This window comes from Hyphococcus sp. D3-15, assembly GCF_055809375.1.
Genome location: NZ_CM147910.1, coordinates 2,764,497 through 2,780,465, shown reverse-complemented (window position 1 = coordinate 2,780,465; position 15,969 = coordinate 2,764,497). Strand labels below are relative to the sequence as shown.

The 15,969-nt window shown below is 59.9% G+C and carries 12 protein-coding genes; 6 read left to right on the top strand and 6 right to left on the bottom strand.

Annotation, left to right across the window (positions count from 1 at the left end; all coding sequences use genetic code 11):
* The first annotated feature begins 12 nt into the window (after positions 1–12).
* The 3 genes from AC0L8G_RS13840 to AC0L8G_RS13830 all read left to right on the top strand — a co-directional run bounded on the left by AC0L8G_RS13840 (position 13) and on the right by AC0L8G_RS13830 (position 4,125).
* On the top strand, positions 13–2,256 hold the full coding sequence (locus tag AC0L8G_RS13840; protein WP_473384768.1) for a CHASE2 domain-containing protein: 2,244 nt from the start codon (positions 13–15) through the stop codon (positions 2,254–2,256).
* 740 nt (positions 2,257–2,996) lie between these two features.
* On the top strand, positions 2,997–3,698 hold the full coding sequence (locus AC0L8G_RS13835; RefSeq protein ID WP_473384767.1) for a Crp/Fnr family transcriptional regulator: 702 nt from the start codon (positions 2,997–2,999) through the stop codon (positions 3,696–3,698).
* A gap of 16 nt (positions 3,699–3,714) precedes the next feature.
* Positions 3,715–4,125: a SpoIIAA family protein gene (locus AC0L8G_RS13830; protein WP_473384766.1), complete on the top strand. Its 411-nt coding sequence runs from the start codon at positions 3,715–3,717 to the stop codon at positions 4,123–4,125.
* Here AC0L8G_RS13830 and AC0L8G_RS13825 read toward each other — a convergent pair.
* Positions 4,098–5,132, bottom strand: coding sequence for an ACP S-malonyltransferase (locus AC0L8G_RS13825; protein WP_473384765.1), 1,035 nt, complete (start codon positions 5,130–5,132; stop codon positions 4,098–4,100). The genes AC0L8G_RS13830 and AC0L8G_RS13825 overlap by 28 nt on opposite strands.
* Before the next feature lie 150 nt (positions 5,133–5,282).
* Positions 5,283–7,496, bottom strand: a complete 2,214-nt coding sequence (locus tag AC0L8G_RS13820) for a thiamine pyrophosphate-dependent enzyme (protein WP_473384764.1) — start codon at positions 7,494–7,496, stop codon at positions 5,283–5,285.
* A gap of 119 nt (positions 7,497–7,615) precedes the next feature.
* Here AC0L8G_RS13820 and AC0L8G_RS13815 point away from each other — a divergent pair, with 119 nt between their 5' ends.
* The 3 genes from AC0L8G_RS13815 to AC0L8G_RS13805 all read left to right on the top strand — a co-directional run bounded on the left by AC0L8G_RS13815 (position 7,616) and on the right by AC0L8G_RS13805 (position 10,203).
* Positions 7,616–8,236, top strand: a complete 621-nt coding sequence (locus tag AC0L8G_RS13815) for a nitroreductase family protein (RefSeq protein ID WP_473384763.1) — start codon at positions 7,616–7,618, stop codon at positions 8,234–8,236.
* Between the two features lie 87 nt (positions 8,237–8,323).
* Positions 8,324–9,007 carry a YceI family protein gene (locus AC0L8G_RS13810; RefSeq protein WP_473384762.1) on the top strand — a complete coding sequence of 228 codons (684 nt, stop codon included), beginning with the start codon at positions 8,324–8,326 and terminating at the stop codon, positions 9,005–9,007.
* Positions 9,008–9,012: 5 nt separating this feature from the next.
* On the top strand, positions 9,013–10,203 hold the full coding sequence (locus AC0L8G_RS13805) for a cytochrome b/b6 domain-containing protein (protein WP_473384761.1): 1,191 nt from the start codon (positions 9,013–9,015) through the stop codon (positions 10,201–10,203).
* Between the two features lie 6 nt (positions 10,204–10,209).
* Here the strand turns inward: AC0L8G_RS13805 and AC0L8G_RS13800 are convergent, their stop codons facing one another.
* From AC0L8G_RS13800 to AC0L8G_RS13785, 4 genes are all read right to left on the bottom strand, one after another.
* Complete coding sequence (locus tag AC0L8G_RS13800; RefSeq protein ID WP_473384760.1) at positions 10,210–11,235, bottom strand: alpha/beta hydrolase; 1,026 nt, start codon at positions 11,233–11,235, stop codon at positions 10,210–10,212.
* A gap of 3 nt (positions 11,236–11,238) precedes the next feature.
* Positions 11,239–12,024: a hypothetical protein gene (locus tag AC0L8G_RS13795; RefSeq protein WP_473384759.1), complete on the bottom strand. Its 786-nt coding sequence runs from the start codon at positions 12,022–12,024 to the stop codon at positions 11,239–11,241.
* Positions 12,025–12,231: 207 nt separating this feature from the next.
* Positions 12,232–14,085: a cobaltochelatase subunit CobT gene (cobT, locus tag AC0L8G_RS13790; protein ID WP_473384758.1), complete on the bottom strand. Its 1,854-nt coding sequence runs from the start codon at positions 14,083–14,085 to the stop codon at positions 12,232–12,234.
* Entirely contained in the window at positions 14,082–15,671 is a 1,590-nt protein-coding gene (locus AC0L8G_RS13785; RefSeq protein WP_473384757.1) for a sensor histidine kinase, read from the bottom strand. Before AC0L8G_RS13785 ends, cobT begins: the two co-directional genes overlap by 4 nt.
* Positions 15,672–15,969: the final 298 nt, after the last annotated feature.

Genomic DNA, 15,969 nt, shown 5'->3' with positions numbered 1-15,969 from the left:
GGGAGCGTTGCGATGCGGCGCCATCATTTCGGACCGCGTATAGCGGGACTGATCGGTGCGATGCTGGCGCTTGCGCTGGTGTTTCAGCAGCCGGCGCTGGTCAATATCGCGCGTGACCGTCTGTTCGATCAGTTTCAACGTTTGGCGCCGCGCGCTTATGATTCCGATCCGGTGCGGGTGGTTGAAATCGACGATGACGCGCTTGAAAAATACGGCCAATGGCCGTGGCCGCGCCATCGTTTCGCAACCATTGTCGACAGGCTGAATGAAGCCGGCGCCGCGGCGATTGTCTTCGACGTCATCCTGGCCGAACCGGACCGCACGAGCCCCGGCAATGTGGCGCAGAGCTGGCTCGATGCGCCGGTGCTGGCGCCGATCATCGCTGAACTTGGGGCGACGGATCTGGCGGCGGTCGATCATGACCGGCGGCTGGCGCAGTCGCTTGCCGCTGCGCCGACAGTAATGCATTTGACGGCGCGCGCTGGCGCCTCGGACGGGCCTTGCCCGCCATCGCTCGGCGAATCCCGCGTGCAGGGCATGCCGGCGAGCGATCTGGCGCGCGTTGCGCCAAGCTTCCGTCAGGTGGTGCCGCCGCTGCAGATTTTTAGAGAAGCGGCGAGCGGCGAAGGGTTTGCGCGCGCAGGTCTCGCTGATGATGCGATTGTGCGGTCGGTGCCGTTGATCGCGCTCGCCTGCGACGGAACGGAAGTTTATCCAAGCCTGACGCTGGAAGCGATCCGGGTCGCCGCGCCGCGGCTTGATCCGCAATATGCAATCCCGCAATTCACGCAAGCCGCCGCGAATGGCCAATGCCGCGCTCATGTGACCGGCATTGCGCGCCAGTCAGTGTCGGAAGTGGTGATGTGCCGCCTGCGCTTTCCCACCACGGATGATGGCCAGCTCTGGGTGCATTATTCACCGGCATATAGCGTCCTGAAACGGCGATTGTCGGTTGTAGATATCCTTGAAGGCGACGCCGCGTCAATTGCCGAGGCGGTGAAGGGGCGCATTGTGATGATCGGCGCCTCGGCGGAAGGATTGCGCGATGTGCTGGTCACGCCGCTCGGCGATGAGCGCCCGGGCGTGCATATTCATGCGGAAGTGATTGAACAGGCGCTGGCCGGCAAAACGCTTTTCCGCGCATGGGATTTGATGCGGCCGATCGAGATCGGCCTCGCCGCCATCGTATCATTGCTGCTGTTGTTGTTCCTGCCGCGCATGTCGGCGGCGGCGGGCTTTGGCATCTGGTTTGTGCTCAGCGCGGCGGTGCTGGGCGGCGCCTTTTACGCCTTTAAATCCTCCGGCCTGTTGATCGATCCGGTGACGCCGGGGCTGGTGCTGACGGCGGCGTTTGTTCCGGCCTTTGTCGTCATGTTCCAGCAGGAGCAAATGGCGCGGCGCTTCATTCGCGGCGCCTTTGGAAAATTCCTGTCGCCGCTTTTGCTTGAACGTCTTGAGCGCGATCCGGCCCTGTTGAAGCTCGAAGGGGAACAGCGCGAGATCACCGCCTTCTTCTCGGATATTCGCGGCTTCACCACGATCTCCGAACAATTGACGCCGCAACAAGTGACGTCGATGCTCAACCAGTATTTCACGCCGATGACGCGCATCGTTGTCGATCATAAAGGCCTCGTCGACAAATATATGGGCGACGGTCTCGCGGCGATGTGGAACGCGCCGGTCGATGTGAACAATCACCCGGCGGAGGCGGCGCGCGCGGCCCTCGACATGTTGAAGTCGCTTGAAAAGCTGAATGACGGATGGCGCGCCAACAAGTCCCTGCCGGTGCCGGAAATCAAAATCGGCATCGGGCTGCACACCGCCGAAGCGCGGGTCGGCAATTTCGGCTCCGAAGACAAGCTCGAATATTCCATGCTGGGCGACATGGTGAACCTCACCTCGCGGCTGGAATCGCTGACCAAGCAATATGGCGTGCCGATCATCATCTCGGCCCAGACCCGCGAACGCATCGCCGATTTCGCCGCCGTGCCCCTAGGCGCCTTTGTGGTGAAGGGGCGCACAGACCCGACGGTGATCTTCGCCCTGGTCGGCGATGAGGGCCTGGCTGCGCGCCCTGAATTCCAGCAATTCCGCAAAGCCTTCGAATCGGGGGTGATTTCGCTGGAAGAGGGCGACAGCTACGCCGCGCTGGAGCATTTCGGCGCCTGCCAGCAGGGCGAAACCTTCGGTCTGGACGGGGCGATCGCGTTTTTTGTCTCCAAGGCCGAGGCGCTGCGTCACCAGGGCGACGCCTAACTATCTGAAAAAACTGATAAAAAATACAGGTTTCATTCTTTATTAAGGATGTGCCTCAACCTGTGACGCCCATCACAGCGCCAGATCAGGCGCGCTCCTATTCTTCAAACATCGGCGGTCGGGAGAGACCGGAGATGAGAAACAGGAGAGTAAATCATGGGCGTCATCGAAATCATCCTCGTCGGTTTCATCGGCATCAACGCAGCCCTCGGCCTTTCCAGCCTTATCACGGTCCGCCGCTGATCCCGCAACGCTGAGCCCCGCGTTGCGCCACCGAAGCAGGGGGAGATGCGGCGCGCCTTTGGGGGAAGGTGCGCCGCAGCTGCCGGGGGAAATGAAGCAAAAACAGTAAGTTAGGAGATTTAACGAAAACCGCCAGCGCCTGTGACGGCCATCACATCGGAAAATCCAGCGCGCCTCTATCTTTCAATCATCGGCGGTCGGCAGAGACCGGAACAAAGACACAGGAGAAGCATCATGGGCGTCATCGAAATCATCCTCGTCGGTTTCATCGGCATCAACGCAGTCCTTGGCGCTTCCAGCCTGATCACGGTCCGCCGCTAGGCCACACAGAACCCCAGAGGTCAGGACATCGCCCCGTCCCGGCCTCATCCTGAGAGCGGCGCGTCCTTCGGGGGAGGGACGCGCCGTCCTTATTTCCGCCAACCGCTTCGCAAGCGCGACAAATTCCTGTTTCTTCTGTAGGCTGTCAGCAGCGCAACGGGAGAGGGCGCGACCCCATGAGAGGCGCAGCCGCAGGACTGATCTGGGAGCTGAAACGGCATCCTTTTTTCGAGGCTTTGTCTGACGACAAGTTGCAGGGCCTGCTCGACTGCGCCCAGTCCGTGGTGTTCGCCGGCCGCAAGCAGATATTCGCCCAGGGCGATGACAGCGACTGCCTTTATATCCTGCTGTCCGGCCGGGTGAAAATCTCAAGCTTTTCCGACGCCGGCAAAGAAACCGTGCTCGCTTTCATGGGCGAAAACGAAGTGCTCGGCGAGATGGGCGTGTTTGACGGCGGCCCGCGTTCGGCATCCGCCAGCGCCTTGCAGGAAACCCGCGCGCTCAGGCTCTATCGCCGCGACGTGCTCGATTTTCTCGATCGCAATCACGGCGTCGCGCTGCAAATCATTTCGGCGCTATGCAAACGCATCCGCCACACGAATTTCCTGCTCGAAGACATCGCCACCTTGCCGGCGGGTCCGCGTCTTGCGCGCGCGCTCTTACGCCTCGGCGAACATTATGGGCACACGGATGAAGATGGCGCGCTGCATATCGACATGAAGCTGAGCCAGGGCAATCTCGGCGCCCATGCGGGGCTGATGCGTGAAAACGTCAACCGGCAATTGAAAATCTGGGAAGGCGAAGGCCTGATCCGCCAGGCTGGCGGCGTCATCATCCTCACCTCGCCGGATACGCTGAAACATATCGGCGACGAGTAATTCGGGCGGCGCATCCATGATCAATATTCGCATCGATGACCGCCACGCCTATGTGGAGCTGGAGGTGTTCGGCAGTTATCAGCTCGACCGCATGGGGGAGTTGCTGGACGCGATGCGCGGACTCTCTGAGCGCCATGGACGGTTCAGCGAGTTGGAAATTCATCACGGCAAGCCCGACAATATGTGGGCGGCGATGATGAAGATCTCATCGCTTGGTAAAACGCCCGATGATCTGGCGTTCATGCAGAAGATGCGCAGATATGCGCTCGTCTCCGATAATCCGCCGCTGATCTATCGCCTGTTTTCAGCATTCGCCCGCAATGGGACAATGGAAATGCGGATTTTCCCGATGCATGAACGCGATCACGCGCGGCAATGGATTGAAGGCACGGCTGACGATTACGCGCCGGCCGCCAGCGCGCGCTGATCATCGCGGCCCATGGCGATGAGGAACGGGTCCTGCTTTTGCAGTGCTGAAAATTCCGCTTTTGATGTCAGGCCTTTCCAGCGATGGCGGATCAGTTCTTGTGCAATCGGCGCGCCGAGCGTTGAACCCGGCCCCGCGAGGATCAGCTTGTCCGGGGCGAATTCCTTCACCGCGACTTCGACGGATTTGGAAAAGTCATAAGTCTCAACAATTTGATGGCCAAAAGTGTAGTCATAGAGCGCGACGAGATCCGACGCATGGGGCGACCAGATGGCGCCGCGCCCGTCAATCATCGGCGTTTTCGGCGTCTCAAACATATCGGCGGGAAGCGTCTCGAACGCCGCGTCTGAAACATGTGAGAGCAGCGGCGTGTGAAAAGCGGCGTGCCGCGCCAGCCGGAACGGATAACGCCCTTCGGCTTTCGGCAGAGATTTTTCCATCGCCGCCATGCCTGCTTCGTCGCCGGCGAGCACCGCCATGCCGCCGAGCCGGATCGACAAATATGCCTCACCGGCAGTGCGGCCCGCATGCACCGCTTCGCCAATGGCCTTTTCATGGGCGCGGCTTTCGCGCCAGTTTTCATCAACAAACGGATAGATCAGTTGGCCGCCGGTCCCTTGCGCTTCCATCAGCGCGCCCATCGTATCAACCAGGCGGATTGCGTTTGCGGGCGCCACGGCGCCGGCGCCGGCGAGCGTTAAATACCAGCCAAGAGAATTCCCGCAGACCGCGACGATGTCATATTTGTCGCGATCGATGGCGGCGAAATCGGCCAGCGCACAGGTATAGATCAGCGCCGAAGCGTTAACGCTGGAGGCGTGTTTGCCCGCGGAATAGCTCTTGGCGTTGTCGAGCGCGGAAACGGTCTCACGCGATTGCGCTGCGCGCCAATCATCGACGCCTTTGATGAAAGCGGATTTGTCGGCGTGATGGCGCGTCAGATAGCCAAGCTCGTCCTTGCCATAGGTGCCCCGGCCCGGAAAAATAACGACAGCGGTTTGTTTCATTTCAATGTTGCAACCTTTTCATTGCGCGCCAAGCTCTAAATCCGCTCACCCCGACGCAAGTCGGGGCCTAGCTAAAAAGATAATGGCGGGCGAAGCCCGGCTTTTTATGGTGACTGGGTCCCGGCTTTCGCCGGGATGAGCGGAGAAATCTCATTCCGCCGCCTTCTTCGCCGTCTTGCCGGTCAGCGACAGCGCGGCGTTCACAATATCGGCTTCGCTCACCAGCACTTCATTGGCGGCCGGCCCGAGGGGAATGAAAGTGTCGACCCCGTTGAGGCGCGAAAGATTGTAGGTCAGCCCGCGATCAGCAAATTGCGCGATGAGCTCCTCGGCGGGCGATCCGGATTTGCGGCATTCATCGACGATGAGCACGTTTTTCACCTTGCCGATGGCGTCGATCACCGCATCCATCGGGAGCGGGGACAGCCAGCGCAAATCGATGACGCGCGCCTTGACGCCTTGCTCTTTCAAACTCGCGGCGGCGCGCTGCGAAAGATAGGCGCCATTGCCATAGGTGAGAATAGCGAGGTCCTTGCCGTCGCCGATCATGTTGACGCTGCCGAAATCCGCCTTGCCTTCGATGTGGTCAAACACCGAAGTCATCAGCCCGTCGCCATCCGCATGCAGGTCTTTCACCGGGTAAAGCGCGATCGGTTCGAGGAACACGACGACGCGCCCTTCATCGCGCGCCAGCCGGAAAGCTTCGCGCATCATTTTGACGGCTTCGGCGCCGGAGGAGGGGCAAGCGAGAATGAGGCTCGGAATGTCGCGGAACACGGTGACGGAATTGTCATTGTGGAAATGTCCGCCAAAGCCCTTTTGATATCCGAGCCCGGCAATGCGCACCACCATCGGGTTCTGGTACTGGCCTTTTGAGAAGAAAGAGAGCGAGGCCGCTTCCCCGCGCAACTGGTCTTCCGCGTTATGGACATAAGCGAGAAACTGGATTTCCGGCACGGGGATATAGCCATTATGGCCGAGGCCAATCGCCATGCCGAGAATGGATTGCTCATCGAGAATGGTGTCGAAAACGCGGGCCGGGCCGAATTTCGGTTGCAGGCGGGTGGTTGCGCCATAAACGCCGCCCTTCTTCGCCACGTCCTCGCCGAACACCACCACATTGGCGTCGCGTTCCATCTGTTCGGCAAGCGCCAGCGAAATGAGCCGCGACATATGCTGTGGTTCTGATTTGGCGCGGGACTCATCAGGCGCGGTCGGCGTCAGCTTGCCGGGGCGCAGGGCGCGGCGCGTGCGCAGCGGCGGCGACAGCGATGCAGTGACCTCGGCGGCGCTGGTCAGCTTCGGCCGTGTCGTCGCTTCCTCCATGGCCCGGCGCACCCGCCCGCCAATATCCGTGTAAAGAGCATTTATGTCTTCCAGCGACATGGCGCCTGCCTCCACAAGGCGGCGCGCGCTATGCAGCAACGGGTCCTGATCGGCTTCCTTGTCGATTTCCGCGCGTTCGCGATAGCCGGTCTCGATGTCGGAGCCCGCATGACCCATCAGCCGAACCGTGCGCAGATGCAGGAAGACGGGCGCGCGCGCCCCGCGGGCGCAACGCTCGGCGGCCCGTGCGGCGCGCATGGCGTCCACCACATCGCGGGCGTCGCCGGAGATATAGCGCAACCCGGCCCGCGCCCCGTAATTGGCGGCGATCCATCCTTCCGGCGTGCGCACCGAAATGCCGATGCCGTTATCCTCGCAGACAAAGACCAGCGGCAGCGGCAGGCCGCGATAGCCCGTATGGGCTGCGGCGTTGATTGCGCCGACCGCGGTTGAATGGTTCGCGGACGCATCGCCAAACGAACACAAGACAACGCTGTCGCGCGGCAGCTCCGGATCGGGCCGTTTATGGGTGCGCGACAGGGCGATGGAGAAGGCGGCGCCCATGGCTTTCGGCAGATGCGAGGCGATGGTCGAGGTTTGCGGCGGAATGAAAAGCGGCTTTGAGCCGATCACCTTGTGCCGGCCGCCGGAGATCGGATCTTCCGATGAGGCGACGAAGGACAGCGCCATGTTCCAGATCGGCGTCTCACCGGCGAGTTTGGCGGCGCGCTCAATGTAAAAAGCGCCGGAGCGGTAATGCAGGAACGCCAGATCATCGACGCGGAAAGCGCGTGCGACGGCGGCGTTGCCTTCATGACCCGACGATCCGATGGAATAAAAGCCGCGCTTTTCCGCGCCGAGGCGGCGCGCCTCGAGATCGAGACGGCGGCTGGTCAACTGGCTTTCAAACAGCGCCGCAAGATCGCGCGCCGTGATGCCTGCATCGTCGAGGCTGGCCTCAGAGACGGGCGCGGGCAGGCGTCCTGCCGCAAGCCGGGTTAGAAAGCCGTCATTCGAAGCGGCGATTGCACCCGCCATAAATCCTATTTCCCGCCCGTATTTCAGTCATTTCCGGCCCCGCCCTTGTGGCCGGGCGGCGGCTGCGTTTATCTCCTAACAGGCGCAAAAATTTTGCCAAGTGGGCGAGAGGCGACAGAATGACCTTAGTGGTGAGTTATCCGGAACTGGGCGATGAATTGCCGCCCGCGCATAAGAGCGATCAAATGCTGGATGCGCTGCGGCGCCGGCGCTCCTGTCCGGCGGATTTTCTCACCGAGCCGGGGCCGGATGCGGCGACCCTGCAGGATATATTGACCATTTCGGCGCGGGTGCCCGATCATCGCCGCGTGGTTCCTTTTCGGTTCGTGGTGTTTCAGGGCGAGGCCCGGGCGCGGTTCGGCGCGGCGCTGAAGAAAGCCTTTCTGAAAAACGAGCCGGAGGCGGACCCGGCCAAAGCCGCCTTTGAAGAGAATCGTTTCCTGCGCGCGCCGAGCGTCATCGCCGTCATTTCGAAAACCGAGCCCAATCACCGGACGCCGGAATGGGAGCAAGTGCTCAGCGCCGGGGCGGTCTGCCAGAACATGCTGCTCGCGGCCTCCGCCCATGGCTTTGCGGCGCAATGGCTCACCGAATGGTACGCCTATGACGAAACCGCACTGTCTGCGCTTGGCCTTGCGATTGGCGAAAAAGTCGCCGGCTATGTCTATATTGGAACCGCTAAAGAAGACCCGAAGGAGCGGGGCCGGCCGGATATGGCCTCGATCATCTCCTATTATTAAGCGCCGATCACGCCAGTGTGACGGGCGAATGGCGAAATCGCGCTATAAGTAACCGCGAACCGGATGAATGAGAGAAGGAATGCGATCATGAATTTCAAAACAGTTGCTTTCGCTGGCGTGGCGGCTCTGGCCCTCGCGTCTTGCGGACAGAGCGCGTCGGTGGACGCGACAACCGAAGCCGCCGCTGCGCCGGGCGAATCCGCCAGCGCGCAAGCCGACGCGGACGCCGTGAAATCGGACGCCATCTCCGGCGTCTACACCACGGAAAGCGGGCACCGCTACATCACATTTTCCTATCTTCATCAGGGCCTGTCCCGTCCGTGGCTTCGCTGGCGCGACTGGGATGGCGAGCTGACCTGGGATGCGGACGCGCCGGAAGCATCTTCCGTCAATGTGACCATCAATGTGGCGTCCATCGATAGCGGCGTTGACGTGTTCGACGGCCATTTGACCAGCGATCAGTGGTTCGATGCGGCTCAATATCCCGAGATCACCTTTGTCAGCACGGCCGTTGAAAAGACCGGCGCCAATACCGGCAAAATCACCGGCGATTTGACGATCAAAGGTCAGACCAAGCCGGTCACCCTCGATGCGGTGTTCAACAAAGGCGCGTATGATGAGCGCGGCAATCAGTACAAGCTCGGCTTTTCGGGCAAGACGACAGTGAAGCGGTCCGATTTCGGCGTTGACGCCTATGTGCCTTATGTGGGCGACGAGGTGGATGTGGTCATCGAAACTGAATGGGTCATGCCCGCTCCTGCAAGCGAGTAAGACCGGTGAGCGGGGAGCGTTACACGCCGGTCGCCGCAATCCTCCACTGGACGATTGCGGCGCTGATCATCGGTCAGATCGCCGGCGGGCTTTTCATGCACAATCTGCCGAACAGTTCGGCGATCAAATTCGATCTTTATCAGTTGCATAAGAGCTTCGGTTTGTCGGTGCTGGCCTTGTCGCTTGTCCGGCTCGGCTGGCGCATCACCCACAAAGCGCCGCCGCTTCCCGCCCATATGCCGGACTGGCAAAAAATCGTGGCGCGCGTCACCCATTGGGCGTTTTACGCGCTGATGATCCTGACGCCGCTTGCCGGCTGGGCGATTGTATCGGTATCGCCGACGGACATTCCCACCAAACTGTTCGGCTTTATCCCGGTGCCGCATCTGCCGTTTTTCGGCGGCGTCGCTGACCGCGAAGCGGCCGAACACATGTTCGAGGAACGTCATGAAATGCTGGCTTTCATGATCATCGGCTTGCTGGCGCTGCATGCGGGCGCGGCGCTGAAACATCATTTTGTCGACAAGGATAGCGTGCTGATGAGCATGATCCCCGACGGCAAACGCCTTCTGGTCGGCATTGGCGGAATTTTCGCGGTGCTGTTCGCGGGCGTTCTCGTCTATGTCCTTTCGCCATCGCCGACGGCGCAGGCGCTTCCCGCCCACAACGCCGGGGCGCAAAGCCATGACGGCGCGGGCGGCGGTTGGGCGGTCGATTACGGCGCCAGCAGCCTGAAATTCACCGGGTCTGAAAGCGGAAAAAGCTTTGAAGGCGCGTTCGGCAATTTCAATGCAATCATCGAGTTTGATCCCGATGATCTTGCGGGCTCTTCCATCGAGGTCACGGTGATGACCGCATCCGCCAGCACAGGCGACAGTCTGCGCGATTCAAACCTGCCGGGATCGCAATGGTTTGATGTGAAGGCCCATCCGGAAGCGGTTTTCAAGTCCACGGCGATCCGCGCCGCCGGCGACGCCTATGAAGCGGACGGCCTTTTGTCGATCAAGGATTTCGAAAAGCCGGTGACCCTTGGCTTTACGCTGAATATTGACGGCGATGACGCGCTGGCGAAAGGCGACGTGGATCTCGTCCGCACCGATTTCGGATTGGGTGAGAACGCGGCCTGGCTTGATGATGAAGGCGTCGCGCTGGAAGTGCGCGTCGAGTTTGAAATTCAGGCCACAAAGAAAGACTAAGCCGCCTTACGTTTTTGGAGCCGGCGTCTCACAATTCTCGCATGACTTTGTCGGAGGCCAGTCGTGGCGGCTGTCCTCCGCCGATGCGGCTTTGAGATAGTGAAGCATTTTTTTTCGTTTTTGCGTCCAGCCGTTCTTTTCGACAGCTTTTTTTCCTTCAGTCCATGGCCAGGGAAGATAGTCGCCATGGTCAATTGCATCGCCATCGGGAATAGACCGCCACTCGGTTTTGCGGCAAGCTGGCGAATCTTTCGCCAATTTCGGACCTGTGCGCCCGAGGGCTGAGCGGAACGTTTTTTGATGACGCCATAACGCTGCTTCTGCAAGATCGCCGACCGGAAACGCCCATTTCAGAACTCTGTCTTTGCGTGAGCTCACAATGCTGATCTGGCGCAGGTTCTCAACAACTGGCTTATAGCGAGGGCGGTCGAGCACATCATTGTCATCGGCGGCGGCCATGAAGATTGCGCTGTCAAATTCGGGTCTTCGTTCCGCCTCGGGACTTTCCAGAGTCTGAAGCATTGTTTCGAGCGCGACGCGGACGCCGAAGCTGTGGGTCAGGAATGAGACACGGTCTATCTGAAAATCCTGGTGCGTCAGGAATTGTGAAAAGTAGCGCCCTGCAATCCGCGCATCGTCAAATTCAAATGAATAATTGATGCCGGGAATGTACCAGTCGCCAGGCCACAACACTGGAACGATTAGCGCGCCAACCGATAATGCCGGATCAAACTTGACTAACCCTTCAGAGAGCAATTCCTGCGTAAGGGCGCCGGAGCCCATAAAGCCGCGGTCTCGATTGACATTGAAACCGTGAATAACGAAGCGGATATCTGCTTGATGGAATATTTGCGCCCACTCGGATTCGGGAACGATATCTATGCCGCGTTTTTTGTATCGCGACCAGAAATCGGGCTTCGTCCACTCAAACACCGAACCGACATCGCGCGCGCGGAAGACCAGAGGCGTGGTTACCGGTCCTGCTCGTTTTCGTGTGAAGTCCCGGAAGCTGAGGAAATAGATGTCAGTCATCGCCTAGGCCTTCGCGGAGCCGATTGTGCTCCACGACTTTAAGGCGTTTGTCAGCGCGCTTGAAAGGTCTTTTGCGATCGGCGCAAGCGGCACTGCTACAGCGCCGATAAAGAAGGCGAGAAACCAGGAATATCCGGCTTCCGAAGTTAGTTTTCCACTGTCACTTAACTTTACGCCCGCATTAAACGACATCGAGAGCGCAATCGCGGTGGCGCCTGCAATACACTGAGCGACGGTGATATAGCGCTGCTCTGCAGCGTTGAAAGCGGCGTCGATACGAGTGTCAAGCGCAACGCTGAAACGGCCGATCAGGGCGATCGCTTGATCGTCTTCTGCGTCTGGATCAGGACTGCCTTCCTGCCCCTGTTGCTTCAAGGCGTTCGCCATGCGTGCGGCGGTTTCACCGTCGACGCCCCAGAAACCTTTAATTAGAGTCAGTATCTCTTCCCGTCCCATAAATGGCAGGGCCAAGCGCACGCCTTGCTGGATCGTCGCTGGTGCGCGCCCCTTGGCGCGTCCGCTGCGATACTGCTGCGCAATCATGTTGTGATAATCATTGCCATAGGAAAAGCGGAGAGCGCTATCGAGCGGGGATATCGCGCTGTAGACCTTTTTCAACCCGACGAAAGGCAGGCCAAAAGGAGCGTGGTCCTTTTTTTTGCGCGGGGGAAAGTAAATGAACTTCGTGAATGCATCAGTAACGCCAACGGCGGCAGCGCCAAAAGCGCCGATTGCGCCGAGCGCAGTCATCCATTTTTCCCATTCGAGCAAAAAGAAATCATCTGACATGACGCACCCCCCAATGGGTCGTGAAATGCAGCAGAAACTCCCGGCCGAGCGTCAATGCCCGGCCCCGGAGAAGGTGTATTTACGCAATTAAAGTAATACAGAAATATAGAGTCATGACCTTACTATAGAAACAGAAAAGGTCAACAACATGAATTGTGAGTTATTGCGAAATGGGCGGCGCTATATTCGAGCGCCAGACAAAGGCCCTCAGGCCGCCCGGCCGCGGCGGCCCTTGCGCTCCGGCGGGGCGTCCTCATCGAACAGCTCTGCGAGCTTGTCGATGATGGCGCCGCCAAGCTGGTCCACATCGACAATGGTCAGCGCGCGCCGGTAATAGCGCGTCACATCATGGCCGATGCCGATGGCGAGCAGTTCCACCGGCGATTTGTTTTCAATATAGGCGATCACTTCGCGCAGATGGCGTTCCAGATAGGCGCCGCCATTCGCCGAGGAGGTGGTGTCGTCAACCGGCGCGCCATCGGAAATCACCATCATGATGCGGCGCGATTCCGGCCGGCCGAGCAGGCGCTGATGCGCCCATAACAAAGCCTCGCCGTCGATGTTCTCTTTCAGCAGGCCTTCTTTCATCATCAGGCCGAGGGCGTTGCGCGCGCGCCGCCATGGCGCGTCTGCGGATTTGTAAACTACATGGCGCAGATCATTGAGGCGGCCCGGCTTGGCGGGGCGCCCGTCCGCGACCCATTTTTCGCGGGACTGTCCGCCTTTCCAGGCGCGGGTGGTGAAGCCGAGAATTTCAACCTTGACGCCGCAACGCTCCAGCGTGCGCGCAAGAATGTCGGCGCAGATCGCGGCGATGGTGATCGGCCGGCCGCGCATCGAACCGGAATTGTCGATCAGCAAGGTCACCACCGTATCGCGGAAATCCTGTTCCTGCTCCATCTTGTAGGAAAGCGGCTGCATCGGATCGACAATGATCCGCGCGAGACGGGCCGCATCAAGCACGCCTTCATCGAGATCGAACATCCAGCTGCGGTTTTGCTGCGCCATCAATTTGCGTTGCAGCTTGTTGGCGAGGCGCGCCACGACCGCATGAAGATTTTCAAGCTGGCGGTCGAGCGAGCGGCGCAAGCGCAACAGCTCTTCCGCATCGCAAAGCTCCACCGCCTCGGCGATTTCATCGAACTCGGTCGTATAGGCGCCGTAAATCTCGCCCGTGTCGCCCTCGAACTGCGTGCGCAAGGAAGAGACTTTGGCGTTTTCGCTTGCGCCGTCATCATCATCCATGGAGCTTTCCATGTCCTGATCGGACATGTCGCTGTCGCTGGTTTCGGAATCGCCGGAACCGGGATCGTCGGGCATTTCGTCGGCGCCGGTTTCATCGTCGCCTTCATTGTCGTCGTCGTCTGACTCGTCATTGGCGTCGTCGCCGCGCTGTTGGTCGTCGCTTTGCTCATCGCCGCGGTCATCATCCTCCAGATCGAGATCGCGGATGAAGTCGCGGGCGAGCGCGGCGAAGGCTTCCTGACTGTCGAGGGAGGCGGCGTCAGCGAGTGCGTCGAGCGAGGCGCCGGCGCGCGTCTCCAGGTCTTCGCGCCAGGTGTTCATGATGCCGGTGGCGGCGGCGGGCGCGGTCCGGCCGGTCAGCCTTTCGCGCAGCAATAGCGCGGCGACATCGGCCATGGGCATGGCGTCGGTGACGGACTGCCGGTCATAGCCTTTGTCGAGAATGATTTTTTCAAGCGAGGCGGCGAGATTGTCGCCGACGCCTTTCATCGCCAATGCGCCGATGGCCTCGCAGCGGGCGTTCTCCAATGCGGTGAACACTGCGCGCGCCTCTGCGCCCTTTGGCGCGAGCCGGGCATGGGCGTCGCCGTCATGATGGGCGAGACGCAGCGCAGCGGCGTCGCTTTCGCCCCGCGCAATGGCGGCGGAGGCTGGATCGAGCACCCGCGCCGGGAGCGGGATGCGGGCGGTGTTTCCCTGCACGGCTGCATGCTCGCCGCCAAATGCAACCTCGACATCGCGCTGGGCGGAGAGCGCCCGCGTCGAATGCAGGAGGGCGCGCTTGAAGGCCTCGCGGATCTGTTCCTTGTCCATCATGGGGCCGTTATAGGGCCCCGAACCGTCCCGTCCAAGAGGTCACGTCGTCCCGTCCGGATCAGGAGGCCAGCGCCTCGATCCGGGCGGCCAGGGGCAGGGAGAATTTGATGTGACAGCCCGATCCGGATCTCGTTTTCGACCCAGATCCTGCCACCCATCAGTTCTATGGATTTGCGGCAAATCGCCAGGGAAAGCCCGCTTTCATCCTGCTCGGCTTCCACATTTAAGCTCTCGACCGGCATGTGCAGGTGATGCGCGCTGGCCGTGGAGGCGCCATTATTTTCGTATTTCACGCCGGCGACGATGCGCTTGCCGTCATCGGTGCAGGTGAACTGGATATGGCGGTTTTCTGTTGGGCCGAGCGAATGGCTGGCGTGCAATATCAGATTGCGGAAAACATTCGTCAGGCTGTGCGGATCCGCTTGAACTTCCGGCGCGCGGGCGAAGCGGAAGTCAAACCGGCAATCGGCTTCGGTAAGGCCGGACAAATCAATCCCCGCTTCCATGCATTCGCGCGGCGAGACCGGCTGCAGGGACAGTTCGCCGATCGGCAGGCGGGACATGTACAGCACGTCCTTCACCAGAACGCCCATTTTCCGTGCGGATCGCGAGATAGTCTTGAGGCCGTTGCGAGCGGACTGGGTGTCCGCTGCGTCAATGGCGCCCTCCAGCTCACCGGTTTGTTCGATGATGCGTTCCAGCGGCAGTTGCAGATCGCGCGAGGCGATGCGCGAGAAATGCGCCAGCTCAAGATTCTGGCGGCGGATTTCCTCTTTCTGCAAGCGCATGGTCGTCACGTCATGCATGGTCGCGACGGCGCCGATCAGTTGTTTCTTGTCATTATAGATCGCGGAAGCATTCACGCTGAGCAGGCGCTTTTGTGTGCCGGGCAGGGCGATGGTGAGTTTTGCGTCGGTGACAATTTCGCCGCGCAAGGCGCGATAGAGCGGCATTTTTTCTTCCGGCAAGGGCGTAACGCCGTCGGCTTCGAACACATGATATGTTGTTTGCCATTCCGAAGAAGGAAGCGGCTTGATATCCAGACCGAGAAAGTCACGCGCCGCGCGGTTGGAGACGGACAACCGTCCGCTCGCATCGGCGGCGATGATGCCGTCATCGAGCGTTTCCATGACCGTTGACAGAAACTCTTTCTGTTCGGAAAGCTCTCTTGTTTGCGTTCTTAATTTCTGATTGGCGGCGTCCAGCGCGTTTACCGTGCGCGCCACCAGCGATTCATACATCAGCACCAGCGCGGTGATCGCGCAGCAGGAGATCATCGCCGCTGAAATAAAGAGCAAGCGCAATGCTTCGGGCTGATGCGGCGATGGCGGGGCGATGCCCGCCGCTGCGACATATCCGCAAAAGACGAGGGTGACGCCGGTTAGCGCCAGCATGGCGAAGCCGGCGTTTCTGCCAAGCAGAATTGAGCCGAAAAGCGGCATCAGCACAAAGAACAAAAATGTCGGCGCCGGCGCGCCGCCATTAAAAAAAGCGGAAATGGTTATGGTGACGAAGGCTGTCGCGAGCAGAATACAAGAGGCGAGCGTATGAAGTCCGGTGAGGCGGTACAGGGCAGGCGCGGACACAAAAAAGGCTAGCGCTATCAATCCAGCCATCCTGGCTGGCGTGAGGCCGGGTTCAGCCGCCTGCATCAGCAGCGTCTGCGCTATATCGACCGCGATAAAAAGAAACGAGATAATATAAAGTGCGGCTGAACGGTAGGTTTTGTAAGCATACTCTGTACGGAAGACAGGGGACGTTTTACGCATTGGTTTTACTGCTCTTCTTTACTGCCAGACTAAATCTCCCCGTATTCTCCATTTTTTCTGGAAATTGGTTAACAATAAATGTTGGAAACCATACGGCTTGTGCTGAAAAGTGAAA

What these genes read in the sequence shown, in the direction of transcription:
- AC0L8G_RS13840 (WP_473384768.1), top strand. Translation starts at nt 13, where the DNA reads ATGCGGCGCCATCATTTCGGACCGCGTATAGCGGGACTGATCGGTGCG.
- AC0L8G_RS13835 (WP_473384767.1), top strand. Translation starts at nt 2,997, where the DNA reads ATGAGAGGCGCAGCCGCAGGACTGATCTGGGAGCTGAAACGGCATCCT.
- AC0L8G_RS13830 (WP_473384766.1), top strand. Translation starts at nt 3,715, where the DNA reads ATGATCAATATTCGCATCGATGACCGCCACGCCTATGTGGAGCTGGAG.
- AC0L8G_RS13825 (WP_473384765.1), bottom strand. Translation starts at nt 5,132, where the DNA reads ATGAAACAAACCGCTGTCGTTATTTTTCCGGGCCGGGGCACCTATGGC.
- AC0L8G_RS13820 (WP_473384764.1), bottom strand. Translation starts at nt 7,496, where the DNA reads ATGGCGGGTGCAATCGCCGCTTCGAATGACGGCTTTCTAACCCGGCTT.
- AC0L8G_RS13815 (WP_473384763.1), top strand. Translation starts at nt 7,616, where the DNA reads ATGACCTTAGTGGTGAGTTATCCGGAACTGGGCGATGAATTGCCGCCC.
- AC0L8G_RS13810 (WP_473384762.1), top strand. Translation starts at nt 8,324, where the DNA reads ATGAATTTCAAAACAGTTGCTTTCGCTGGCGTGGCGGCTCTGGCCCTC.
- AC0L8G_RS13800 (WP_473384760.1), bottom strand. Translation starts at nt 11,235, where the DNA reads ATGACTGACATCTATTTCCTCAGCTTCCGGGACTTCACACGAAAACGA.
- AC0L8G_RS13795 (WP_473384759.1), bottom strand. Translation starts at nt 12,024, where the DNA reads ATGTCAGATGATTTCTTTTTGCTCGAATGGGAAAAATGGATGACTGCG.
- cobT (WP_473384758.1), bottom strand. Translation starts at nt 14,085, where the DNA reads ATGATGGACAAGGAACAGATCCGCGAGGCCTTCAAGCGCGCCCTCCTG.